At 67.3% G+C, this 22,684-nt stretch carries 21 protein-coding genes and 1 pseudogene; 11 read left to right on the top strand and 11 right to left on the bottom strand.

Annotated elements, in window-relative coordinates; genetic code table 11:
• The 3 genes from tpiA to AC1D1W_RS14920 all read left to right on the top strand — a co-directional run.
• On the top strand, positions 1–647 hold a 647-nt coding region (gene tpiA / locus AC1D1W_RS14930), incomplete at its 5' end, for a triose-phosphate isomerase (protein WP_476944088.1).
• A 48-nt stretch (positions 648–695) separates the two neighbouring features.
• Entirely contained in the window at positions 696–953 is a 258-nt protein-coding gene (gene secG, locus AC1D1W_RS14925; RefSeq protein WP_018772994.1) for a preprotein translocase subunit SecG, read from the top strand.
• Positions 954–1,072: 119 nt separating this feature from the next.
• Complete coding sequence (locus AC1D1W_RS14920; protein ID WP_028276843.1) at positions 1,073–1,468, top strand: RNA polymerase-binding protein RbpA; 396 nt, start codon at positions 1,073–1,075, stop codon at positions 1,466–1,468.
• Here the strand turns inward: AC1D1W_RS14920 and pgl are convergent.
• From pgl to tkt, 6 genes are all read right to left on the bottom strand, one after another.
• Positions 1,421–2,239: a 6-phosphogluconolactonase gene (gene pgl / locus AC1D1W_RS14915; protein ID WP_476944087.1), complete on the bottom strand. Its 819-nt coding sequence runs from the start codon at positions 2,237–2,239 to the stop codon at positions 1,421–1,423. The genes AC1D1W_RS14920 and pgl overlap by 48 nt on opposite strands.
• Positions 2,229–3,170: a glucose-6-phosphate dehydrogenase assembly protein OpcA gene (locus AC1D1W_RS14910; protein WP_028275501.1), complete on the bottom strand. Its 942-nt coding sequence runs from the start codon at positions 3,168–3,170 to the stop codon at positions 2,229–2,231. The genes pgl and AC1D1W_RS14910 overlap by 11 nt, the downstream gene beginning before the upstream one ends.
• Positions 3,167–4,729 (bottom strand): glucose-6-phosphate dehydrogenase, encoded by a 1,563-nt coding sequence (zwf, locus tag AC1D1W_RS14905; protein WP_476944086.1) that lies wholly within the window; start codon positions 4,727–4,729, stop codon positions 3,167–3,169. Before zwf ends, AC1D1W_RS14910 begins: the two co-directional genes overlap by 4 nt.
• Before the next feature lie 15 nt (positions 4,730–4,744).
• Positions 4,745–6,379, bottom strand: coding sequence for a glucose-6-phosphate isomerase (locus AC1D1W_RS14900; protein ID WP_476944085.1), 1,635 nt, complete (start codon positions 6,377–6,379; stop codon positions 4,745–4,747).
• Between the two features lie 6 nt (positions 6,380–6,385).
• Positions 6,386–7,501 (bottom strand): transaldolase, encoded by a 1,116-nt coding sequence (gene tal, locus AC1D1W_RS14895; RefSeq protein WP_243177721.1) that lies wholly within the window; start codon positions 7,499–7,501, stop codon positions 6,386–6,388.
• 63 nt (positions 7,502–7,564) lie between these two features.
• On the bottom strand, positions 7,565–9,682 hold the full coding sequence (gene tkt, locus AC1D1W_RS14890) for a transketolase (RefSeq protein ID WP_476944089.1): 2,118 nt from the start codon (positions 9,680–9,682) through the stop codon (positions 7,565–7,567).
• Between the two features lie 497 nt (positions 9,683–10,179).
• On the opposite strand from tkt, the gene AC1D1W_RS14885 reads away from it, so the two are divergent.
• Both AC1D1W_RS14885 and AC1D1W_RS14880 read left to right on the top strand, forming a co-directional pair.
• Positions 10,180–11,142, top strand: a complete 963-nt coding sequence (locus AC1D1W_RS14885; protein WP_028275505.1) for a heme o synthase — start codon at positions 10,180–10,182, stop codon at positions 11,140–11,142.
• Between the two features lie 131 nt (positions 11,143–11,273).
• A pseudogene (locus AC1D1W_RS14880) lies at positions 11,274–12,222 on the top strand (threonine/serine dehydratase).
• 52 nt (positions 12,223–12,274) lie between these two features.
• On the opposite strand, the gene AC1D1W_RS14875 reads toward AC1D1W_RS14880, so the two are convergent.
• The 5 genes from AC1D1W_RS14875 to AC1D1W_RS14855 form a co-directional block, all read right to left on the bottom strand.
• Positions 12,275–13,447 (bottom strand): acyltransferase family protein, encoded by a 1,173-nt coding sequence (locus AC1D1W_RS14875; RefSeq protein WP_476944084.1) that lies wholly within the window; start codon positions 13,445–13,447, stop codon positions 12,275–12,277.
• Positions 13,448–13,742: 295 nt separating this feature from the next.
• The gene (locus AC1D1W_RS14870) at positions 13,743–14,267 is read right to left on the bottom strand and encodes a hypothetical protein (protein ID WP_243177711.1); all 525 of its coding nucleotides are present in this window, start codon (positions 14,265–14,267) and stop codon (positions 13,743–13,745) included.
• Positions 14,268–14,554: 287 nt separating this feature from the next.
• Positions 14,555–15,499, bottom strand: a complete 945-nt coding sequence (locus tag AC1D1W_RS14865) for a COX15/CtaA family protein (protein ID WP_476944083.1) — start codon at positions 15,497–15,499, stop codon at positions 14,555–14,557.
• Positions 15,500–15,506: 7 nt separating this feature from the next.
• Positions 15,507–16,319 carry an ABC transporter permease gene (locus AC1D1W_RS14860; RefSeq protein WP_243177707.1) on the bottom strand — a complete coding sequence of 271 codons (813 nt, stop codon included), beginning with the start codon at positions 16,317–16,319 and terminating at the stop codon, positions 15,507–15,509.
• Positions 16,316–17,284 carry an ABC transporter ATP-binding protein gene (locus AC1D1W_RS14855; protein WP_028275511.1) on the bottom strand — a complete coding sequence of 323 codons (969 nt, stop codon included), beginning with the start codon at positions 17,282–17,284 and terminating at the stop codon, positions 16,316–16,318. Before AC1D1W_RS14855 ends, AC1D1W_RS14860 begins: the two co-directional genes overlap by 4 nt.
• Before the next feature lie 114 nt (positions 17,285–17,398).
• On the opposite strand from AC1D1W_RS14855, the gene AC1D1W_RS14850 reads away from it, so the two are divergent.
• The 6 genes from AC1D1W_RS14850 to AC1D1W_RS14825 all read left to right on the top strand — a co-directional run bounded on the left by AC1D1W_RS14850 (position 17,399) and on the right by AC1D1W_RS14825 (position 22,676).
• A complete protein-coding gene (locus tag AC1D1W_RS14850; RefSeq protein WP_243177705.1) occupies positions 17,399–18,304 on the top strand; it encodes a helix-turn-helix transcriptional regulator in 906 nt (301 codons plus the stop codon).
• Complete coding sequence (sufB, locus tag AC1D1W_RS14845; protein ID WP_476944082.1) at positions 18,304–19,767, top strand: Fe-S cluster assembly protein SufB; 1,464 nt, start codon at positions 18,304–18,306, stop codon at positions 19,765–19,767. Before AC1D1W_RS14850 ends, sufB begins: the two co-directional genes overlap by 1 nt.
• Positions 19,767–21,053: a Fe-S cluster assembly protein SufD gene (sufD, locus tag AC1D1W_RS14840; protein WP_476944081.1), complete on the top strand. Its 1,287-nt coding sequence runs from the start codon at positions 19,767–19,769 to the stop codon at positions 21,051–21,053. The genes sufB and sufD overlap by 1 nt, the downstream gene beginning before the upstream one ends.
• Positions 21,054–21,084: 31 nt before the next feature.
• Positions 21,085–21,444, top strand: coding sequence for a non-heme iron oxygenase ferredoxin subunit (locus tag AC1D1W_RS14835; protein ID WP_223917407.1), 360 nt, complete (start codon positions 21,085–21,087; stop codon positions 21,442–21,444).
• 88 nt (positions 21,445–21,532) lie between these two features.
• Positions 21,533–22,330, top strand: a complete 798-nt coding sequence (sufC, locus tag AC1D1W_RS14830) for a Fe-S cluster assembly ATPase SufC (protein WP_026537381.1) — start codon at positions 21,533–21,535, stop codon at positions 22,328–22,330.
• Positions 22,331–22,343: 13 nt separating this feature from the next.
• Positions 22,344–22,676: a metal-sulfur cluster assembly factor gene (locus AC1D1W_RS14825; protein ID WP_018772973.1), complete on the top strand. Its 333-nt coding sequence runs from the start codon at positions 22,344–22,346 to the stop codon at positions 22,674–22,676.
• The last annotated feature ends 8 nt before the right edge of the window (positions 22,677–22,684 follow it).

Here is a 22,684-nt window from a genome sequence, read left to right as displayed (position 1 = left end):
TCACGGATCTCCGCGGCGTCCAGACCCTGGTCCAGGGCGACGAGCTCGCCGTCGTCTATGGTGGCCAGGACCTTTCCCAGTTCGACTCCGGCGCCTACACGGGCGACATTTCCGGCCAGTTCCTCGCCAAGCTTGCCTGCAGCTACGTCCTGGTCGGCCACAGCGAACGCCGCACCATCCACAACGAGTCCGACGCCGTGCTCAACGCCAAGACCAAAGCCGCCTTCCGGCACGGCATCACCCCGGTCCTCTGCGTCGGTGAAGGCCTGGAGATCCGGCAGGCCGGCACCCACGTGGACCACACCCTCGCCCAGCTGCGCGCCTGCGTCGAAGGCCTCACCCCGGAGCAGGCCGCCGAGCTCGTAGTTGCCTACGAGCCCGTGTGGGCCATCGGCACCGGCGAGGTCGCAGGCCCGGAGGACGCGCAGGAAATGTGCGCCGCCATCCGTGCCGAACTGTCCACCCTCTTCGGAGCAGACGTCGCCGCCAAGACCCGCCTGCTGTACGGCGGCTCGGTCAAGGCCAACAACGCGGCATCGATCCTGAAGGAGCGCGACGTCGACGGCTTGCTGGTCGGCGGTGCCAGCCTGGACGCTGCCGAGTTTGCTAATATTGTCAGGTTCGAGAGTCACCTGTTGACGGATTAGTCCGGACACAGCCTGACCCCCGCAATCCAATCCTTCTGAAAGGCCGTCGTGGACGTTCTTCATGTCATTCTGCAGGTCCTCCTGGGCATCACCAGCCTCCTGCTGACGTTGCTCATCCTGCTCCATAAGGGACGCGGAGGCGGCCTGTCCGACATGTTCGGCGGCGGCATGAGCTCGGGCCTGAGCTCCTCCGGCGTCGCGGAACGGAACCTCAACCGGTTCACGGTCATCCTGGGAATCACCTGGGGCGTGGTGATCATCGCCCTCGGGCTGCTCATGCGGTTCAGCACAGGCGCCGATTCCTAGGACGCCCGTTTCGAAAACTTCATATGGGGTCCTTATGGCCCTCCCGGCATCGGGAACTCACGAACTACACTGTGGCTGTCGTCTTGCACTTCCACCAGCTAAGTAGCCAGGAGTTCCCGATGCTGCATTCTGCTTCCGGATTCAAAGGAATCCGTGTGGGCGCCACCGAGGGGGCCACTCCCCGCCATGAACCACTGAACGGGGCCGGCGTACGCCAGCCCCGTATTCGTGTAGCTTTCCGGTGCGCCAAGGGCCATGAAACCTCGCTCGTGTTCGCACAGCTGCCGGAGGAACAGATCCCCGGAGTATGGGACTGCCGGCGCTGCGGCGGCACCGCAACCCGCGACGAATCAAAGTTTGCCCTGGAGGAAACGCCAACAGAGGGCTTCAAGACGCATCTGGAATACGTTAAAGAACGGCGCTCCAGCCAGGACGCCGAAGACGTGCTGGCTGGAGCGCTGGAGCGTCTACGCTCCGGACGGACCCTTCCGGACGAGCTGCTCCGGGACCCGTGAGGCCGCGTCCTCGTCAATCAGCCACAGCGTTTCCCGGCGGCCGCGCGGCCCCGCGGCGGGCACCTGCACGGGATTAGCGCCGGCCAGGGCGAGCCCTACGGCGCCGGCCTTGTCGTCACCGGCCACCACCATCCACACCTCGGATGCCGTGTTGATCGCCGGCAACGTCAGCGACACCCGCGCCGGCGGCGGCTTGGGGGAGCTGCGGACGCCCACGACAGTCAGTTCTTTCTCCCGGATGCCGGCCTGCTCCGGGAAGAGCGAGGCGACGTGTGCGTCCGGCCCGACGCCGAGGAGGACGATGTCCAGGCGGGGGAGCCGCGCAGGCTGTTCCGGCCTGTCGTAGGACATGTCAGCGGCGTGCTCGGCGGCCGCCGCCTCGGCGAGCCGGCGGGCATAGTCGGCCGCGGCGTCGTCCGGGCTGTCGAAGTCATCGGTGGAACCGGGCACATGGACGCGCGCCGGATCAACATTGATGTGGGACAGGAGGGCGTCCTGGGCCTGGCGGGCGTTGCGCTCGGCGTCGCCGGCCGCCACGAAGCGCTCGTCACCCCACCAGAAGTTCACCTTGGACCAGTCGACGGCCCGCGCCGCGGGCGATTCGGCCACTGCCTTGAGCGAGCCGATGCCCATCGTTCCCCCGGTAAGCACTACCGTGGCCTCGCCGTGCCGGTCCTGGATATCCACCAGCTTGGTAATCAGGCGGGCTGCGATGGCCGCCATCAGAACGGTCGAGTCAGGATGGATGCTTACTCTCGGGTCAGCGCTCACTGGGACGGACACTCCTTAGATTGGTACGCGGCAGTCCCATAGTAATCACTTCACCGAAGACTTCGTCCGGATCCAGGCGTCGGAGTTCTTCGGCCAGGCAGTCCTTGAGGCTGCGGCGGGGCAGTGAGATCCGCTGGGCGGGCTGGCCGGGCTGGGTCAGTTCCGCGATGGTGAGCCCGGGCCGGAAGAGCTGGATGTCGCCGCCGGGCCGGGTCAGCCGGACGCGCCGGATGCCGGTTCCGGCCGGATCCGCCACAATCGTCACGGGAACGTCCAGGGCCAGGGTGAGCCAGGCTGCGAGAAGCACGGTGCTGGGGGAGTCCGAGGCGCCCTCGACGGCCACGGCCGTCACCGGCGAGTCGTCCACCTGGTCCAGGACCGCGGCCAGCTGGATGCGCCAGTTGGTCAGCCGGGTCCAAGCCAGGTCCGTGTCGCCGGCCTTGTAGGTGCGGCGGATGTTCTCCAGCGCCGCGACCGGGTCCGCTTCATTGGCCGAGTCGGTGATCCGGCGGTGCGCGATGCCCCCGACCGAGGTCTGGCACGCGTTCCTGGGCGCGCCGTGCGGCCACCAGGCCACGATCGGGGCGTCCGGGAGCAGCAGGGCCGCGACGAGGGATTCGCTTTCCTCGGCCAGTTCGCCGTAGCCGCGCAGCAGGATCACCTCGGAGGCGCCGGCGTCGCCGCCAACGCGGATCTGGGCGTCCAGCCGGGTCGGGGCCGAGGCCCCGGCGTCGGCGAGGACGATGATCCGGCACGGGTGTTCCCGGCTGGCCTCGTTGGCGGCCTCGATGGCCTCCTCTTCCAGCCCGGAGCGGGTGACGACCACGAGGGTCAGGACCCGGCCAAGGGCGATCACGCCACCCTGCTCGCGCAGGGCCATAATCTTCTTGGAAATCTTGGAGGTGGTGGTGTCGGGAAGATCTACGATCATGGCCTTCTCCAGGTTCGTCCGTCGCGGGCAAGGAGCTCATCGGCCGAGGCAGGGCCCCAGCTGCCGGGAGCGTAGGGCTGGGGCTGTTCGTCCAGGCCGGCCCAGTATTCCTCGAAGGGATCCAGGATCTTCCAGGACAGCTCAACTTCCTGGTGCCGGGGGAACAGCGGCGGCTCGCCCAGGAGCACATCCAGGATCAGGCGTTCGTAGGCTTCGGGACTGGACTCAGTGAAAGAGTGGCCGTAGCCGAAGTCCATGGTGACGTCGCGGACCTCCATCTGGGTGCCCGGGACCTTGGAACCGAACCGGATCGTGGCGCCCTCGTCAGGCTGGACCCGGATCACCACGGCGTTCTGGCCGAAGTCGTCCTCGCCGTGGTCCGTGAAGAGCAGGTTTGGTGCGCGCTTGAACACGACGGCGATCTCCGTCACCCGGCGCCCCAGCCGCTTGCCGGCGCGCAGGTAGAACGGCGCGCCGGACCAGCGGCGGGTGTTGATGTCCACCCGGATCGCGGCGAACGTCTCGGTCTTGGAATCGGCCGGGATGCCCTCCTCCTCCAGGTACCCGAGGACTTCCTCGCCGCCCTGCCAGCCGCCGGTGAACTGCCCGCGGGCGGAGTGGGAGGAGAGATCCTCGGGGAGCCGGACGGCGGCGAGGACCTTTTCCTTCTCGGCACGCAGGTCGTCCGCGTTGAAGGAGATCGGTTCTTCCATCGCCGTCAGGGCCAGCAGCTGCAGCAGGTGGTTCTGGATGACGTCGCGGGCCGCGCCCACGCCGTCGTAGTAGCCTGCCCGGCCTCCGGTCCCGATGTCCTCGGCCATGGTGATCTGGACGTGGTCCACATAGTTGGCGTTCCAGAGCGGCTCGAAGAGCTGGTTGGCGAAGCGCAGTGCCAGGATGTTCTGCACCGTCTCCTTGCCCAGGTAGTGGTCGATCCGGAACACCGCGTCCGGCGGGAACACCGACTCGACGATGTCGTTGAGCTGCCGGGCCGACCCGAGGTCGTGTCCGAACGGCTTTTCGATCACCACGCGGCGCCAGTTGTCGCCCGCGGCCTGGGCCAGGCCGTGCTTGGAGAGCTGACGGCAGACCTGCTCGAAGGCCTTCGGCGGGATCGAGAGGTAGAACGCGTGGTTTCCCCGCGTCCCGCGCTGTTCGTCGAGCTCATCGATCGTGTCGGAGAGCCGCTTGAACGCCTCGTCGTCGTCGAACTCGCCCTGCACGAAGCGGATGCCCTCGGAGAGCTGCTTCCAGACCGTTTCGTCGAACGGGGTGCGGGCGTACGCCTTGACGGACTCCTTGACCTCCGCGGCGAAGTCCTCGTTCTCCCACTCGCGGCGGGCAAAGCCCACCAGCGCGAAGCTCGGCGGCAGCAGCCCGCGGTTGGCGAGGTCATACACGGCGGGCATGAGCTTCTTGCGGGCGAGGTCCCCGGTCACCCCGAACAGGACCAGCGACGCCGGTCCGGCAATACGGTTCAGACGGCGGTCACGGGGGTCCCGGAGCGGATTGCGCCCCCGGCCGGCCGTGTTCCTGCCGCCGATGTAGGTTTCTGGCATGGTTGCGTGGGTGCCTTAGCTTTCAGTGGAGGATGCTGCCTGGCCGGCAAGGGAGGTGACGAGCTCCTGGAGCTGCTTCACACCCGCGGCGCGGTCGGCCAGGTGCAGCCGAAGGACCGGACGGCCGTGCTCGGACAGGACCTGGGCATCGCCCGCGGCCTGCGCCGAGATCAGCTCGCCGAACGTGAACGGCCGGTCCGGGATGGCCAGGTCAGCCGCGGATGCGGCCGTGACCTGCAGGAAAACGCCGATCGCGGGTCCGCCCTTGTGGAACTGGCCGGTGGAGTGCAGGAACCGCGGGCCCCAGCCAAAGGTGACCGGGCGTCCGCTGACCGCGGCCAGTTCGTCCCGGACGCCTTCGAAGCTGGCATAGGCCAGCCGGTCGAAATAGGCCTGGACGCTGAGGTAGTTGTCCGGGCCGAGTTCGCTGAGCAGGGCGCTGACAGCCTCAGCCGCGGTGCCGGCGTCACCGAGCCATTCCCCGCCGCGAACCTCGATCGCGCCGTCGGTGAAATTCGCCGGCGTCGGTGCGGGCTGTGCGTCCAGCAGGCCGCGGGCGGCGATCTTCGCTGCCTCGACGTCCGGCTGGTCGAACGGGTTGATGCCGAGCAGGCGGCCGGCCACGGCGGTGGCGAATTCCCACACCATCATCTGCGTGGCCAGGCCGCCGGCGATGGCGACCTCGTTCTCGCCGAGCTGCACGTCGGCATCCGCCGCGACGAGCCTGATGACCAGGACGTCGGGGGCGCCCAGGGTGGCTTCCGGGGAGGCAGGACCGGCTACGACCGGCAGCACGCCGGTGCCGAGCTTGCCCGTGGATTCGGCGATGAGCTGCTCGGCCCAGTCGGCGAAGCCCACGATCCCGGATCCGTCCTCGGCGATGACGATCTTGTTGCGCAGCGGGGTGGTGCCGCCCAGGGCGGTGCCGAGAGCGAGGCCGATGTTGTCCTCCGAGTCCTCATTGAGGATCTCGGCGGCTTCTTCGGCCTCATCCAGGAAAGCATGGATGTCGACGCCGGCCAGCCCGCACGGGACCAGCCCGAAGGCGGTCAGTGCCGAGAAACGGCCGCCGACGTTCGGATCTGCATTGAAGACGGCGCGGTAGCCTGCCTCCCGGGAGGCCTTGTCCAGCGGCGACCCCGGGTCGGTGACGATGATGATGCGGCTCTTCGCATCGATCCCGGCATCGGTGAACGCCTGCTCGAAGATCCGGCGCTGGGAATCGGTTTCCACAGTGGAGCCGGACTTGGAGGAAACCACGATCGCGGTTTCGTCCAGCCGGTCCGCCACCGCGGCACTGACCTGTTCGGGGTCGGTGCTGTCCAGAACAGTCAGCTCGACGCCAGCGGTGCCCGCAATGACTTCAGGCGCCAGCGAAGAGCCGCCCATCCCGCAGAGGACGATCCGCGTTACGCCCTCGGCCTTCAGCGCGTCGCGGAGTTCGAGAATGTCGCCGACCAGCGGCTGGGAGACGGAAGCCGCCTCGACCCAGCCCAGCCGGACAGCGGATTCCTGCTCTGCTTCCGGACCCCACAGGGTGTGGTCCTTCGCGAAGATCCGGGTGGCAATGCGGTCTTCCAGCAGTGCCGGGAGGTGCTGCTCATGTGCCTGGTGGGCTGCGCCGGTGGCGTCGTAGCTGAGTGTGCTCATGGTGGGTTAGGAAGCCTTCCGTGCAGAGGCCAGGGCGCCTTCGACGTCGCCCAGCAGTTCCTTCCAGCTGGCCACGAACTTGTCCAGGCCTTCGGATTCGAGCAGGGCGACGACGTCGTTGTAGGAAATCCCCAGCGCGTCGAGGGAGTTCAGCGTGGCGTTGGCGTCGTCGTAGCCGCGGGTGACGGTGTCGCCCGTGACGGTGCCGTGGTCGAACGTCGCGTCGAGCGTCTTCTCCGGCATGGTGTTGACGACGCCGGGGGCAACGAGTTCGGTGACGTAGAGCGTGTCCGGGTAGGCCGGGTCCTTCACGCCGGTGGAGGCCCACAGGGGGCGCTGCGGCAGGGCGCCGGCCTCGGCCAGCAGTGCCCAGCGTTCGGTGGAGAAAAGCTCCTCGTAGACCTGGTAGGCCAGACGCGCGTTGGCCAGGCCGGCCTTGCCCTTGAGTGCCTTGGCTTCCTCGGTGCCGATGGCGTTGAGGCGCTTGTCGATTTCGGCATCGACGCGGGAGACGAAGAAGGACGCGACCGAGTGGATCGTGGACAGGTCGTGGCCGTTGTCCTTGGCCTGCTCGAGCCCGGACTGGAAAGCGTTGATCACGGCGCGGTAGCGTTCCAGCGAGAAGATCAGGGTCACGTTGACGCTGATGCCCTCGGCCAGGGTGGCGGTGATCGCCTCGAGGCCTTCGAGGGTGGCCGGGATCTTGATCAGGACGTTGTCCTTGTTGACCTTCTTGTACAGGTGCTTCGCTTCGGCGATGGTGCCGGCGGTGTCCCAGGCCAGGCGGGGGTCGACCTCGATGGAGACGCGGCCGTCGACGCCCTTGGTGGCCGCGGCGACCGGGGCGAACAGGTCGCAGGCGTCGGCGACGTCGGTGGTCGTGATTTCGAAGACGGTCTCTTCGACGGTGGCGCCGGCGGCGGCCTGGGCGGCGATCACGGCGTCGTAGTCGTGGCCGGCGGTGATGGCGGCGTGGAAGATCGACGGGTTGGTGGTGACACCAACGACGTTCTTCTCTTCGATCAGCTTGCGCAGGGTGCCTGTCTGCAGGCGGCCGCGGGAGAGGTCGTCGAGCCAGATCGAGACGCCGGCGTCGGAGAGCTGCTGGGTGGGGGTAGTCATTTCATAACTCCTGGAAATCATGGGTTCCGGGGGCACAGCGTCCCCCGGAACCGTGGTGGTGGATCAGTTGGTGAGGCCGGCGAGGGATTCCTTCGCGGCGGCGGCGACTGCTTCTGCCGTGATGCCGAATTCCTGGAAGAGGCGCTTGTAGTCCGCGGACGCGCCGAAGTGCTCCAGGGAGATGGAACGGCCGGCGTCGCCGACGAATTCCTTCCAGCCCAGGGCCAGTCCGGCTTCGACCGAGACGCGTGCCTTCACGGCCGGGGGCAGCACGGCGTCGCGGTAGGCGGCGTCCTGCTTGTTGAACCATTCCACGCAGGGCATGGACACCACACGGGTGGGGATGCCCTCCGCCTGCAGCGCTTCGCGGGCGTTGACGGCGAGCTGGACCTCGGAGCCGGTGCCGATCAGGATGACCTGGGCTTCGGCGGTGGAGCCGTCCTTCGACGCCTCGGCAAGGACGTAGCCGCCCTTCTCGACGCCGGCGGTGGAGCCGAAGGTGTCGCCGTCGGCGACGCCGGTGCCGCGGGCGTAGGTGGGGATGTTCTGCCGGGTCAGGACGATGCCGGCGGGGTTTTCGTGGTTTTCCAGCATGGCCTTCCAGGCCGCGGCGACCTCGTTCGCATCTCCCGGGCGGACGACGTCCAGGCCCGGGATGGCGCGGAGGGAGGCGAGCTGCTCAACGGGCTGGTGCGTGGGGCCGTCCTCGCCCAGGCCGATCGAGTCGTGCGTCCAGACATACAGCGACGGGACGCCCATGAGGGCGCCGAGCCGGATCGCGGGGCGCTGGTAGTCGGAGAAGATCAGGAACGTTCCGGAGAAAGCCCGGGTGCGCCCGTGCAGGGAGATGCCGTTCACGATCGACGCCGCGGCGTGCTCGCGGATGCCGAAGTGCAGGACCCGGCCGTAGGGGTTGCCCTTCCACGCCGCGGTGGACCGGGACGTCGGGATGAATGAGGGCGAGCCCTCGATCGTGGTGTTGTTCGACTCCGCGAGGTCGGCGGAGCCGCCCCAGAGTTCGGGCATGACCGGGCCGATCGCGTTCAGGACCTTCCCGGAGGCGGCCCGGGTGGAGACGTCCTTGCCGGCTTCGAAGACCGGCAGGGCCGCTTCGAAGTCGCCCGGGAGCTTCTTCGCTTCGACGCGTTCCAGCAGTGCAGCGGACTCGGGGTTGCCGGCCTGCCACGCCTCGAACGAGGCCTGCCAGTCGGCGCGGGCGGCCGCGCCGCGGTCCTGCACGGCACGGGCGTGGGCCAGGACGTCCTCGTCGACCTGGAAGGCGCGTTCCGGGTCGAAGCCCAGGACCTTCTTCAGGGCTGCGACTTCCTCAGCGCCGAGGGCGGAGCCGTGGATCTTGCCGGTGTTCTGCTTCTTCGGCGCCGGGTACCCGATGATGGTCCGCAGGGAGATGATGGAGGGCTTGCCGGTTTCGGCCTTCGCGGCGAGCAGTGCGGCGTGCAATTCCTGGACGTCTTCGACGTATTCGCCGGTCCGGGTCCAGTCGACCCGCTGGGTGTGCCAGCCGTAGGCCTCGTAGCGGGCCAGGACGTCCTCGGTGAACGCCACATCCGTGTCGTCCTCGATCGAGATGTGGTTCTCGTCGTAGATCACCACGAGGTTGCCCAGTTCCTGGTGACCGGCGAGTGAGGACGCCTCGGAGGTGACGCCTTCCTGCAGGTCGCCGTCGGAGGCGATCACCCAGACGGTGTGGTCGAACGGGCTCGTGCCGGCGGGAGCGTCGGCGTCGAACAGGCCGCGCATCCGGCGCTGGGAATAGGCGAAGCCGACCGCGGACGCCAGGCCCTGGCCCAGCGGGCCGGTGGTGATCTCCACGCCCTTGGTGTGCTTGTACTCCGGGTGGCCCGGGGTCAGCGAGCCCCAGGTCCGCAGCGCCTCCAGGTCCTTCAGTTCCAGGCCGTAGCCGGAGAGGAACAGCTGGATGTACAGGGTCAGGGACGTKTGCCCGGGGGACAGGACGAACCGGTCGCGGCCCAGCCAGTCCGGATTCGCCGGGTCGTGGCGCATCAGCTTCTGGAACAACAAATAAGCGGCCGGAGCCAGGCTCATCGCCGTCCCCGGGTGGCCGTTTCCGACCTTCTCCACCGCATCCGCGGCCAGCACCCGGACGGTGTCCACCGCGCGCTGGTCCAAGTCAGTCCATGACAGTTCTTGCTCTTCCAAATGTGGCACGAAAACCGGGCCCCTCTCTGTGCTGACGGCCGGCGGTACGCTCTTTTCCCGCCCGGGCACAGTTCGGTGCCCGCTGCGGTTCGTACCAGCCGTTCACCATCGAAACGTTGATCTATCATTCAGACGCAGATGCAGAGCCGCGTGTTCCGGCAAGTGCCTAAATGCGTGCCCGTGTGCGCTGATCTAATGACAGCCTAGTCCCATTCCACTTTGTGGTCAGCGTATATCTCACCAATTGGACCTGATTTCGCTTATATGAATCACCGTCCGCCGCGGCGCCGGTGAGCCGGCGTTAACGCGCCGGAATCATGGCGCGGCGTTCGGCGGCCGTCCGGCCCGGAGCTCCACGGTATGATGGGTGGTGGCCTTCGACTGGGGCAAGGACACGGGTGTGCGCCGAGCGCGGAGCCCGGTCTGCAGCACAGTGCGTTGCGAAATCCACCCGGGGCTGCCCAGCCAGACAGAACTGCACAGCCAGACAGAACAGAGTGACTGCCACCGTGAGCACAACTAATACGCCGCTGAACGCCTCCCCGGCCTCGGGAAGAATGGGCTTCGGCCGCAAAGCCAAGGCCTACCTGGCGCTCACGAAACCCCGCGTGATCGAGCTCCTGCTCGTCAGCACGCTGCCCACCATGATCTATGCCGAACGCGGCTTCCCGTCGATCGGCCTGATCCTCGCGACGCTGGTGGGCGGCGCGTTCGCGGCAGGTTCCGCCGGCGCCTTCAACTGTTACATCGACCGCGACATCGACAAGCTCATGCACCGCACGGAGAACCGGCCCCTGGTCACCGGTGAGGTCACACCCCGCGAAGCCCTCATCTTCTCCTGGCTGCTGGGCGCGGCGGCGATCGCCATCCTCTGGTTCGGGGCCAACCCGCTCGCCGCGTGGCTCGGGCTCGGCGCCATCGTCTTCTACGTGGTCATCTACACCATGATCCTGAAGCGGCGCACGGCCCAGAACATTGTTTGGGGCGGCGCCGCCGGGTGCTTCCCGGTCCTGATCGCCTGGGCCGCCGTCACCAACACCGTCGAGTGGCCCGCCGTCGTGCTGTTCATGGTGATTTTCCTCTGGACCCCGCCGCACTATTGGCCGCTGTCGATGCGCTACGGCGAGGACTACCGCAACGCCAACGTGCCGATGCTGGGCGCCATCGCCGGTGCGAAGGTGGTGTCGGTGCAGGTGGTCCTCTACGCCTGGGCCATGGTGGCGTGTTCGCTGCTGATGATCCCGGCCGGTGGTGCCGGCTGGGTCTACACGGTGACCGCCGTCGGCGCCGGTGCCTGGTTCCTGTACGAGTCGCACGCCCTGTACAACCGCGCCCAGGCCGGCGACGTTTCCAACAAGGGAGCCATGAAGGTCTTCCACGGCTCCATCAGCTACCTGACCCTGCTCTTCATTGCCCTGGCCGTCGACCCGTTCGTCGGCTCGGCCGTCATGGGCGGCTGATTCCCCCGTTCATCTGCCTGACGCTCCCTCAACACTGGTGGGGGAGCGTCAGCTGTATCAGGGGGACGGTCCTTTTCGGTCCCGGGGTATCCTTACGAACCGGCCAAGCGACACAACCCCAGGGGGAGCCCGTGATCAACCGCAGCGACGTACTTCAGGCGCAGAACCGCATCAGGGGTTACGTGCGGCGCACACCGTTGCTCCGCGGGGGTACCGCTGCCGCCCCGCTCTGGTTCAAATGTGAGTTCCTGCAGCACACGGGCGTCTTCAAGGCCCGCGGCGCCTTCAACCGCCAGCTCGCCGCCCGGGAGCGCGGGGAGCTGGACCCGGCCGTCGGCGTGGTGGCGGCGTCAGGCGGCAACGCGGGTTTGGCGAACGCGTACGCCGCCGCGGCCCTCGGTGTGCCGGCGACGGTGTTCGTCCCGGAGAACGCCCCGCGGGTAAAGGTCGAGCGCCTCCTCGCGTACAACGCCACGGTCCGGCAGGTCGGCGCCGAGTACGCGGAGGCGTTCGCGGCCGCAATGCACTACGTGGAAGATACCGGCGCCCTGTTCTGCCATGCGTACGACCAGCTGGAAATCGCGGCGGGCGCGGGCACCCTGGCCGAGGAAATCCTTGAGGACGAGCCCGGCATCGACACGATCGTCGTCGCCGTCGGCGGCGGCGGACTCTATGCGGGCGTGGCGGCAGCTGCCGAGGGCCGGGCCCGCGTCGTCGCGGTCGAGCCCTTCACCATCCCCACGCTGCACGCGGCCCTCGACGCCGGCCGCCCGGTCGATGTGGCCGTTTCGGGCGTCGCCGCGGATTCCCTCGGAGCCAGGCGCGTGGGTGGGATCGCCTTCAGCATCGCCTCACGCGTCCCGCCGGCCTCTGTGCTGGTGGACGACGCCGCCATCGTCGCCGCACGGTCACAATTGTGGAGCGATTACCGGATCCCCGCCGAATACGGGGCCTGCGGCTGCGTTCGCGGCGCTCACGTCAGGGGCTTACACACCCGCCGAAGGGGAACGCGTCGCGGTGATCGTCTGCGGGGCTAACACCGACGCCTGCACGCTGGAGAACGACCCGCGCAGCGACTGAAGGGTGCCGACTGAACTCTGCCGACTGAAGGGTGCCAACTGAACTCTGGCGACTAACCGTGCCGACTAACCGTGCCGGGAGCCGCGCTGACGGCCTGCTGCCGGTCCGGATGGTAGCGCGCAGAATAGTGCTGGTCGAAGCGGGTCCGAGCGATCCGCCCGAGCCGTTCGACAGTGTGCCAGCTGATGACCGCAATGAGCAGGGTCACCACGATGGCGGACACCGCGATGAGCGGCGGCAGATCGGCCGTGGAGCCGCCGTTGAGCCAGAGAATGACGGCGTAGTTCCAGAGGTACGCGGCGTAGGAGACGGTGCCCAGCAGCTGCACCGGGCGCGTCCACTTCGGCATCACTGCGGTTCGGGAGGCGGCCAGTGCGACCAGGACGGCCGCGGCGGCCATGGCCAGCGGGCCGCCAATGAACATGAAGGCCGGCGTTTCGTTGGCCTTCGGGAAGTAGATCAGCGCGGCCAGGACGGTGACGGAACCGAGCAGGGTCGCACGCCTGAGCCAGCGGCCGGTGAACCAGTTGAACACATGGACCCTGTACAACCGCAGGGCCGAACCGATGATCAGGCCCAGGCCCCACGTGGTCGGCAGCGCGTAGACCAGCGAGTGAAGTTGCGGGGCCAGGGTCACCATTGCCAGCACACTGGCCGACATGAGGAACAGCGCGACGGCGGCGGACCAGCCAATCAGCCGTCCCTGGCGGTTGCGCCGCAGCGCGAGCACCAGCAGCGCGGGCCAGATCAGGTAGAACTGTTCTTCCACCGCCAGCGTCCAGAGCGGTCCGATCGCCATGCTGACGTCGAACGGCAGGGGGAGGTCTTTGAGGTAGCCAAGACCGGCTAGGACCGTGTAGCCCACGATTCCCTTGGACCGGTCACCGAGGACGTCGGTGGCCAATTCGACGATCGCGTATACGCCCAGGAGAGAGACCAGTGCCGGCACCAGCCGGAAGGCCCTGTGCGCATAGAAGCGTCCGTAACGAATTTTTCGGTGCCGTTCGATATCGCCGACCAGCACGTTGGTGATCAGGTAACCGCTCAACACGAAGAAGGCAATGACACCCACGATGCCGGCGCCCTGGAATATGCCGGGCCAGGAATGTCCGAGCAGGACCGCGCCCACGGCGGCACCGCGAAGAACGTCCAGGCCGTCCAGCCGCGGGCGCTTTGCAGTATGTTGGACCGTCTGTGCGGGCCTTTCGCGGACTAGTAACGCCACATATCCTCCGGTGCCTCTGTCTGGCCGGTTCCGATTCCAGCTGCATCAAGGCAAAACCGCGCCGTCCGTCGATCCATGGATGCGATTGCGGCGCCAGTTCTGCGCCCTATCCAAGTATTCCCGCCCTGGCTGGACGAAACCTGACGCCAGCTCTGTGGCTGCCCGGCTCTGCGGTAGCCCAGCTAAAGGGCGGGCCCGAAAAGGGGCCACAGCATCCAGTATTCCGAAATCTTTCCCGTTTGGACAAGTGACTGGCCAGTAACCTGGCGTCGAGGGGGGAGGCCTTAAGGCTTCTTTAGAGATTGTGGGCCACCAGCTCCAGCCCGATTACAAGCAGGCTCAACACGACTTCGGCGAACATGATGGCGGCCTTGTGACGGAGCGGGATCTCGAGGCGGCGGATCGCGAGGAACCCGACGATGCCGAGCGAGACAACCAGAACAGCGACTGCCCACCCGAGGGCAACGGCCGTCGACCACAGACCAAGGCCGGCTGCCGTGAGGAGGAGCAGCGGGGTGACCAGGACGCCGAGGCCGCCCGCGCTGACCGTGATCATGTGGTGCAGCTCGTCGCCGGTGGGGAGCTTCGAATGAACAGTCAGGTGGCTCAGGAGGTCGGCGACAAAAATCCCCAGCAGGGAGCCGATCACCACGATGCTGAGCGTCGCCGCCGCTGCCAGCGGCGTGGTCTCGTCCGCGTGACTCCGAAGCGCCAACACCACGGCCAGGCTCGTGAAGATGATGTACACGCGTTCTTTGAGGCTCGCCGCGCGCTGGCGGGCTGAGGGTGAAGGAGGCACGGTCGGTTCTGTCGCTTGCATCAGAGAAGGCCTTCCGGTCAGCGTCACGGGAACGAACGAGGAAAACCCACGGCCGCGACGATCCATGTCCATGCCATCCCATAGTCCACCCGGAAATCCCGTCAAGGCCAGCCCCCGGGAGGTGAATGCGGTACTGGTCATTGTTGCCGCAGCGCCCGTACGAGTGCCCAGACAGCAACAGACAGCAAACGCGGGGCCACTTACGGCCCGTCCGGGCGTGCCGGAAGGGCCGTAAGCGACCCCGCGACGCTTTTGTTCAGGGTGCTGCGGCTGGTTAGTCCATCGGGTTAATCCACCRGGCTGTAGCGGGCGAGGTCTGCGGCGTTGGTCGCCGCGCTCATCAGCAGCGCCGCCGCCAGCATGTGAGCGCCGACGAGCAGCGCCGGGATGCCGTTGTAGTACTGCGTGAAGCCGATTGTGGCCTGCAGCACCGTGACGCCCAGGAGCATGAACACCGAGGAGCGGAACGGCCCCTGAATCCGGCCGCGGACCACCAGGACCAACGCGAACAGCGCGCCGGCGGTCACCAGGTAGGCGGGCACGGCGTGGATGTGCGCGAACAGGTCCCAGTCGAGGTCGTTGCGCGGGGCGTTCGCGTCCCCGGCATGCGGACCGGCGCCGGTCACTACCACACCGAGGCAGACCGCGACGGCCGAGAGGACCGCGACGGCGGTCATCACCGGGCGGGCAACGCCCGGCAGGGCGGGAAGCTGCACGGTCCGGGCCTTGCCCGTGCGGTCGTAGGCCCGGTTCACCAGAAGGGTCGCGAGGACCACGAGGGCCATGGACACGAGGAAGTGCAGGCCCACGACCCACGGGTTCAGCTGGGTCAGCACCGTTATGCCGCCGATGACCGCCTGGGCCGGGATGCTTGCGAGCAGGCCGAGGGCCAGCAGGAAGAGGTCGCGGCGCTCCTTGCGGAGGTTCCACAGATAGACCAGCATCATCACGGCGACGGCCGCCAGCGCAAACGTCAGGAGCCGGTTGCCGAATTCGATGATTCCGTGGATCCCCATTTCCGGGGTGGTCGCCAGGGATCCCTCCGTGCAGCGCGGCCACGTGGGACAGCCAAGGCCCGAGGCCGTCAGGCGGACGGCGCCGCCGGTCACCACCAGGACGATCTGGCCAATGAGGGACAGCACGGCCAGCCGCCTGACCGTCTTATCGACGCGGACTGGCAGCCGGGAGGTGATTCCGGAGACAATCCGGGGAGTTCGTGACGCCGTGCTCACAGTTTTCTCAATTCCACTTAAACCAACGGGTTGCTGCGCCGCCGGCGATCGCCGTCCAGAGCAGCAGGACAAGAACGGCGGCACCATTGACGCTGCCGTACAGGAAAGCATCCCTCAGCGCCTGGCCCAGCGCGCCGGAGGGGAGGAAATGCACCACGGCCTGGGCCAGCGCCGGGATCCGTTCGGCCGGAATCACGATTCCGCCCAGCGCGCCAAGCAGGATCCAGAGCAGGTTGGTGATGGCCAGGGTCGCCTCCGGCCGCACTGTCCCGGCGACCAGCAGCCCGAGTGCCGTGAAAGCGGCGGCGCCGAGCACCAGGATGGCCAGCCCGGGCAGCCAGCCCGCGGGATTGGGCTGCCAGCCCAGCAGCAGGGCCACGGCGGTCACGATGAGCACCTGCAGGAACAGCACCGCCAGGACGGCCAGGACCTTCCCCGCAATCAGGCCGGTGCGGCCCAGGGGTGTCGTGGAAAGAAAGCGCAGGACGCCGTAGCGGCGGTCGAAGCCGGTGGAGATGCCCTGCCCGGTGAAGGCTGTGGACATGGCGCACAGTGCCAGGATGCCGGGGACGGCGACATTGATGCGGCTCGAACCGAGTCCGTCCAGCAGGGGAGTCACGGTCAGGCCGACCATGGCCAGCAGCGGCAGCACTATCGCGAGGATCAGCTGCTCGCCGTTCCTGAGCATGGTGACTGTCTCGTACTGCCCCTGCAGCAGGATGCGGCGCAGCAGGGACGCGGGGGCGCTGCCATGTGCGGCGGGGGGCGCGCCGGCACGGCGTGCGCTCTCCAGCGGGGCGCCACCAGTTACGCGGGTCATCGGATCTCCCTTCCGGAGATGTCCAGGAAGACGTCCTCGAGGCTGCGCGCTTCAAGGCTCAGGGAGCTGGGCATGATCCCGCGCTGGGCCCACCACGCGGTGATCGCGGCGAGGTCGGCGGGGGTCAGGGCTCCGGTCACGGCGTAACTGCCGGCCCGCGCCTCGGTGACGTCGACGCCGTCGGGCAGCACGCCGGCGAAGTCCAGGCCGGGTTCGGTTTCGAACAACAAGGTGCGGATGTGCTGCGATGCGTCGCCGGCCGGGAGCTGGTGGCGCAGGAGCTGGGCGACGGTGCCCTCGGCGACGTTGCGGCCGGCGTCGATGATGTAGACGTAGTCCGCCAGCCGTTGGGCGTCGTCCATCAGGTGCGTCGTCAGGATGATGCCCATGCCGCTGTTCCGCAGTTCGGAGATGAGATCGAAGACCATTTGGCGGGACTGCGGGTCGAGGCCCGCGCTGGGCTCGTCGAGGAACAGGACCTCCGGATTGCCGACCAGCGCCGCGGCCAGGGCGAGGCGCTGTTTCTGGCCGCCGGACAGGCGCCGCACGTTGGTGCGGCTGAAGGAGTCGATGCCCAGGCGGCCGATGAGTTCATCCACCGGCCACGGGTCCTGGTACATGCCGGCGATGTGCCGCAGCAGGGGGATGGGCCGGGCCGACGGCGGCAGGCCGCCGTCCTGCAGCATCACGCCCACCCGGGCACGGAGGCCCGCGCCGGCCGAATCCGGATCGTGGCCGAGTAGGCTGATGGCGCCGGCGGTGCGCTTTTGCAGCCCCTGGGCGCATTCGATGGTGGTGGTCTTGCCCGCGCCATTGGCGCCGAGCAGGGCCGTGACTTGGCCGCGTTCGGCGATGAGGGAAAGGCCGCTGACCACGCGCAGCATCTTGCCGTCGAGGGTGGGCAGTGGACCAACATCCTTGACAAGCCCGCTGATGGTCAGTACGGGGGATTCGGGAGATCGCACCACAGCATTCTACGCGATGTAGTACGTCGGCTTCCCGGCGGGGCGGTCCCGCAGGCAAGCCATGCCTTACTGGAATGCCGGACTAAATTACGACATGATTGTGTTGTGTATTCCATGAGCGCCCCTGTGTCCGGAGCTACGGTGTCCGGAGCCGCTGTGTCCGGAGCCGCTGCGTCCGCAGTCCCGTCCGGGCGCGGCGCCGCGCGCGTCAGGCCTGCCCGGGCACACGTGGCTGCCGTTCCGGACGCCGTTCCCGCGGCCGCCGGCACCCACGCGCACGACGCCGAAGAGCGCACGCGCGACCGCGTCCTGAACGCGGTGCTGGAACACGGACCAATCAGCGCAGCCGAACTCGGCGACCTTCTGGGCTTCACTCCGGCCGCCGTGCGCCGCCACCTGGACCACCTCGCGCGCACCGGCGTGATTGAGGTCAAGCGGGTTGCCCGCGCCGGTGCCGGCGCCGGACGGCCCGCCCGCCGCTACGTCCTGAGCTCCCAGGGCCAGTCGAACCTGGGCAACGACTACCTCGACATCGCCTCCGTGGCGCTGCGCCGGCTCGGCGAGGCGGCCGGCCCCGAGGCAGTGCGGCAGTTCGCCGTCGAGCGGTTCGCCGACATGGAGCGCCGCTACGCGCCGGAGATCGAGCAGGCAGGACCGGACATCACGGCCCGCGCCCAGGCTCTCTCCGCGGCGCTGAGCCGCGACGGGTTCGTCGCCTCGGCGCAGTCGATCGAAGCCAAGGCCCCGCTCCCGGCGGCGCTCTCCAGCGTCCAGCTCTGCCAGGGGCACTGCCCCATCCAGCACCTGGCTGCCCAGTTCCCCGTGTTCTGCGACGTGGAGACCGACGTGTTCTCCCGGCTGGTCGGCGTCGATGTGCGCCGGCTGTCCACCCTGGCGCGCGGCGGGCACGTCTGCACCACCCACATACCTACGGGCCGTCCGGCCGCCGTCGGGACTCCCAGTCCCGCCGCACCGGTCAACCCGGACGAAGTATCCAACCATCTCCAAGAAAGGCCGTGATGACGGACCAACTATCAGAGAAGAAGGTTGCTGGCTCTACTGTGATTTCGGAGATTCTGGAAAAGAATCCCGAGCTCCACGGAATTGGCACCTATGAGTACGGCTGGGCCKACAAGAACGACGTCGGGGCCAACGCCCGCCGCGGCATCGACGAAGACGTTGTTCGCGATATTTCGGCCAAGAAGAACGAGCCGGAATGGATGCTCGACCTCCGGCTCAAGGGCCTGAAGTACTTCGACCGCAAGCCCATGCCCACCTGGGGCGCGGACCTGTCCGGCATCGACTTCGACAACATCAAGTACTTCGTGCGCTCCACCGAGAAGCAGGCCGCCACCTGGGAAGACCTGCCCGAGGACATCCGGAACACCTACGAGAAGCTGGGCATCCCGGAAGCCGAGCGCAGCCGCCTCGTCTCCGGCGTCGCCGCCCAGTACGAGTCTGAAGTGGTCTACCACCAGATCCGCGAGGACCTGGAAGCCCAGGGCGTCATCTTCCTGGACACCGACACCGCGCTGCGCGAGCACCCGGAGATCTTCCAGGAGTACTTCGGCACCATCATCCCGGTGGGCGATAACAAGTTCGCGTCGCTGAACACGGCCGTCTGGTCCGGCGGTTCCTTCGTGTACGTGCCCAAGGGCGTCCACGTGGACATCCCGCTGCAGGCCTACTTCCGCATCAACACGGAAAACATGGGCCAGTTCGAGCGCACGCTGATCATCGCCGACGAGGACTCCTACGTCCACTACATCGAAGGCTGCACCGCGCCGATCTACACCTCGGACTCGCTGCACTCCGCCGTCGTGGAAATCATCGTGAAGAAGGGCGCCCGCGTCCGCTACACGACCATCCAGAACTGGTCCACCAACGTGTACAACCTGGTGACCAAGCGCGCCATCTGCGAAGAGGGCGCCACCATGGAGTGGATCGATGGCAACATCGGCTCCAAGGTCACCATGAAGTACCCGGCCGTCTACCTCGTGGGCGAAGGCGCCAAGGGCGAGACCCTGTCCATCGCGTTCGCCGGCGAAGGCCAGCACCAGGACACCGGCTCCAAGATGGTCCACATCGCGCCCAACACCAAGAGCTCGATCATCTCCAAGTCCGTGGCCCGCGGCGGCGGCCGTGCTGCCTACCGCGGCCTGGTCCAGGTCCGCGAAGGCGCCAAGCACTCGGCCAACACGGTCCGCTGCGACGCCCTCCTGGTGGACACCATCAGCCGGTCGGATACCTACCCGTACATTGACATCCGCGAGGACGACGTCACGATGGGCCACGAGGCCACGGTCTCGCGGGTCAGCGAGGAGCAGTTGTTTTACCTGATGTCCCGCGGCATGCGCGAAGACGAGGCCATGGCGATGATCGTCCGCGGCTTCATCGAGCCGATTGCCCGCGAACTGCCGATGGAATACGCCCTCGAGCTGAACCGACTGATTGAACTGCAGATGGAAGGATCGGTCGGTTAATGACTGACATCACTACTGAAAAGGCCCGCATCGGCGCGCCCTCAGCCCAGCCGTTCATCAACGGCTTCACAGAGGAAGGCGAAAGCCTCTCACCGCTGAACGCCGCGGAGTCCAAGGCGCCGCTGGCCGGCGAGGCCGTCAAGCGTCACTCGCACGGCGGCGGTGTCGGCGTACCGGACAGCTCACGCGCCGGCCGCCTGACCTCCTACAAGCTGGCGGACTTCAAACCGCTGACCGGCATGGAGGAGGACTGGCGCTTCACCCCGCTCAAGCGCCTCCGCGGCCTGCACACCCAGGTCCTCACCGGTGCGGCGCCGGCCGTGAGCGTCACCGCTCCGGACAGCGTCCGGGTCGAGACCGTCGGCCGTGACGACCGCCGGATCGGCTCCGCCGCCATCCCCGAGGACCGCGTCTCCGCGAACGCCTGGGAGAACTTCGCCGAGGCCACTGTCATCACGGTCCCGTCCGAGGTCGAGGTGGAGGGCGAGGTCAGCGTGCTGCTGACCGGCCAGGGCACCGAAGCTTCCGCACAGCACGTCGTGATCGTCGCGGAACGGTTCTCCAAGTCCGTCGTCGTCCTGGACCACCAGGGCACCGCCGTCGTCTCGGAAAACATCGAAATCCTCGTTGAGGAGGGCGCGCAGCTGACCGTCATCTCGCTCCAGGAATGGAACGACGACGCCGTCCACGCTTCCTCCCAGCAGGCGAAGCTCGGCCGCGACGCGAAGTTCAAGCACATTGTGGTCAGCCTCGGCGGCGACCTCGTGCGCGTCACGCCCTCGGCACGCTTCACCGCCCCGGGCGCCGAAGTGGAACTGTTCGGCCTGTACTTCGCCGACGCCGGCCAGCACCTCGAGCAGCGCCTGTTCGTGGACCACGCCGTGGCCAACTGCAAGTCCAACGTCCTGTACAAGGGCGCCCTGCAGGGCCGCAACGCGCACACCGTATGGGTCGGTGACGTTTTGATCCGCAAGGAAGCAGAAGGCACCGACACCTACGAGGCCAACCGCAACCTGGTCCTGACCGACGGTGCCCGCGCCGATTCCGTGCCGAACCTTGAGATTGAGACCGGCCTGATCGCCGGCGCCGGCCACGCCAGCGCCACCGGACGATTCGATGATCAGCACCTGTTCTACCTGATGGCCCGTGGCATCCCGGAAGAAGTGGCCCGCCGACTGGTGGTCCGCGGGTTCCTGAACGAGATCATCCAGAAGATCAACGTTCCGGCCATCGAAGAGCGCCTCACGGAAGCCGTCGAGCGCGAACTCGCGGCGACCAACCACTAGTGCGCAGCACCAGAGAACACGGACGACATCAATGACTGAACAGCCAAAGGGCGAGCTAGTCTGCAACGCCAGCGAGATCCAACTCAAGCAGGCGCTGCGGATCCTGATCGACGACTACCCGGTAGCGATCGTGAAGGACTCGATGGGGGAGATCCACGCCATCGGCGACACCTGCTCGCACGCGGACATCTCCCTCTCCGAAGGAGAAGTCGAAGGCTGCAAGATCGAGTGCTGGGGCCACGGCTCCCAGTTCGACCTGCGCAGCGGCGAGCCGCTCCAGCTGCCGGCCTATGATCCCGTTCCCGTGTTTGCCGTGACCGTCCTGGATGACGAGGTCTACGTGGACTTCACCAACGTCCTGAACGGCGCCGAGGCTCCCAACTTCAGCTAGCTGCCTGCAGCCGGCATCCCGCACAAGAAAACTTATCGCCAAGAAAACGCACAGTGCCGAGGGCACGGTGCAGAGGAGAACAAGACACATGTCGACTCTTGAGATCAAGGACCTGCACGTCAGCATTGACACCGAGCAGGGCACCAAGGAAATCCTGAAGGGCGTCAGCCTGACCATCAGGACCGGCGAGACGCACGCCATCATGGGCCCCAACGGCTCCGGCAAGTCCACGCTGGCGTCCACCATCGCCGGGCACCCGCGCTACAACGTCACCTCCGGCACGATCACCCTCGACGGTGAAGACGTCCTCGCCATGAGCGTCGACGAGCGCGCCCGCGCCGGCCTGTTCCTCGCCATGCAGTACCCCGTCGAGGTCCCGGGCGTGAGCATGACCAACTTCCTGCGCACCGCCAAGACCGCGATCGACGGCGAAGCCCCCAAGCTGCGCACGTGGACCAAGGACGTCAAGGCCGCCATGGCGCAGCTGCGCATCGACGCCGACTTCACCCAGCGCAACGTCAACGAAGGCTTTTCCGGCGGCGAGAAGAAGCGCGTCGAGATCCTCCAGCTCGAGCTCTTCAAGCCGAAGTTCGCCATCCTCGACGAGACCGACTCCGGCCTGGACGTCGACGCGCTCAAGGTTGTCTCCGAGGGCGTCAACCGCGCCCACGGCGAAGGCAACATGGGCACCCTGCTCATCACGCACTACACCCGGATCCTGCGCTACATCAAGCCGGACTTCGTGCACGTGTTCGTCGATGGCCAGGTTGTGGAAGAGGGCGGCCCGGAGCTCGCCGACCGCCTCGAAGACGAAGGCTACGACCGCTACGCCACCGGCGCAGGGGCGGCCACCATCGCTGCCGCCTCGGCTGCAGCCCAGGCGTAGTTAGGACTCCGCAATGACCGAACTCAATGTGGCCCGCACGGGCCTCGAGGATGTCGAAGAGGCGCTCAAGGATGTGATCGACCCGGAACTCGGGGTGAACATCGTTGATCTGGGCCTGCTGTACGGTCTGAAATACTCCGACGACGACGGCGCCCTGCTGATCGACATGACGCTCACCACCGCCGCATGCCCGCTCACCGACGTGATCGAGGAGCAGGTCGGCAAGGCCCTGGACGGGATCGTCGACGATTGGCGGCTCAACTGGGTGTGGATGCCGCCATGGGGTCCGGAACGGATCACTGAGGACGGCCGCGACCAGATGCGCGCCCTGGGCTTCAACATCTAGATCCGCAC

It is taken from the genome of Arthrobacter sp. P1_B4, from assembly GCF_056406555.1.
The sequence above is the reverse complement of the archived record's forward strand: the minus strand, read 5'-3'. Positions and strand labels throughout refer to the sequence as shown.

Excerpts from the sequence above, each read along its gene's own strand:
- AC1D1W_RS14920 (WP_028276843.1), top strand. The coding sequence starts at position 1,073 with ATGCTGCATTCTGCTTCCGGATTCAAAGGAATCCGTGTGGGCGCCACC.
- AC1D1W_RS14910 (WP_028275501.1), bottom strand. The coding sequence starts at position 3,170 with ATGATCGTAGATCTTCCCGACACCACCACCTCCAAGATTTCCAAGAAG.
- zwf (WP_476944086.1), bottom strand. The coding sequence starts at position 4,729 with ATGCCAGAAACCTACATCGGCGGCAGGAACACGGCCGGCCGGGGGCGC.
- AC1D1W_RS14900 (WP_476944085.1), bottom strand. The coding sequence starts at position 6,379 with ATGAGCACACTCAGCTACGACGCCACCGGCGCAGCCCACCAGGCACAT.
- tal (WP_243177721.1), bottom strand. The coding sequence starts at position 7,501 with ATGACTACCCCCACCCAGCAGCTCTCCGACGCCGGCGTCTCGATCTGG.
- AC1D1W_RS14870 (WP_243177711.1), bottom strand. The coding sequence starts at position 14,267 with ATGCAAGCGACAGAACCGACCGTGCCTCCTTCACCCTCAGCCCGCCAG.
- AC1D1W_RS14860 (WP_243177707.1), bottom strand. The coding sequence starts at position 16,319 with ATGACCCGCGTAACTGGTGGCGCCCCGCTGGAGAGCGCACGCCGTGCC.
- AC1D1W_RS14850 (WP_243177705.1), top strand. The coding sequence starts at position 17,399 with ATGAGCGCCCCTGTGTCCGGAGCTACGGTGTCCGGAGCCGCTGTGTCC.
- sufD (WP_476944081.1), top strand. The coding sequence starts at position 19,767 with ATGACTGACATCACTACTGAAAAGGCCCGCATCGGCGCGCCCTCAGCC.
- AC1D1W_RS14835 (WP_223917407.1), top strand. The coding sequence starts at position 21,085 with ATGACTGAACAGCCAAAGGGCGAGCTAGTCTGCAACGCCAGCGAGATC.
- sufC (WP_026537381.1), top strand. The coding sequence starts at position 21,533 with ATGTCGACTCTTGAGATCAAGGACCTGCACGTCAGCATTGACACCGAG.
- AC1D1W_RS14825 (WP_018772973.1), top strand. The coding sequence starts at position 22,344 with ATGACCGAACTCAATGTGGCCCGCACGGGCCTCGAGGATGTCGAAGAG.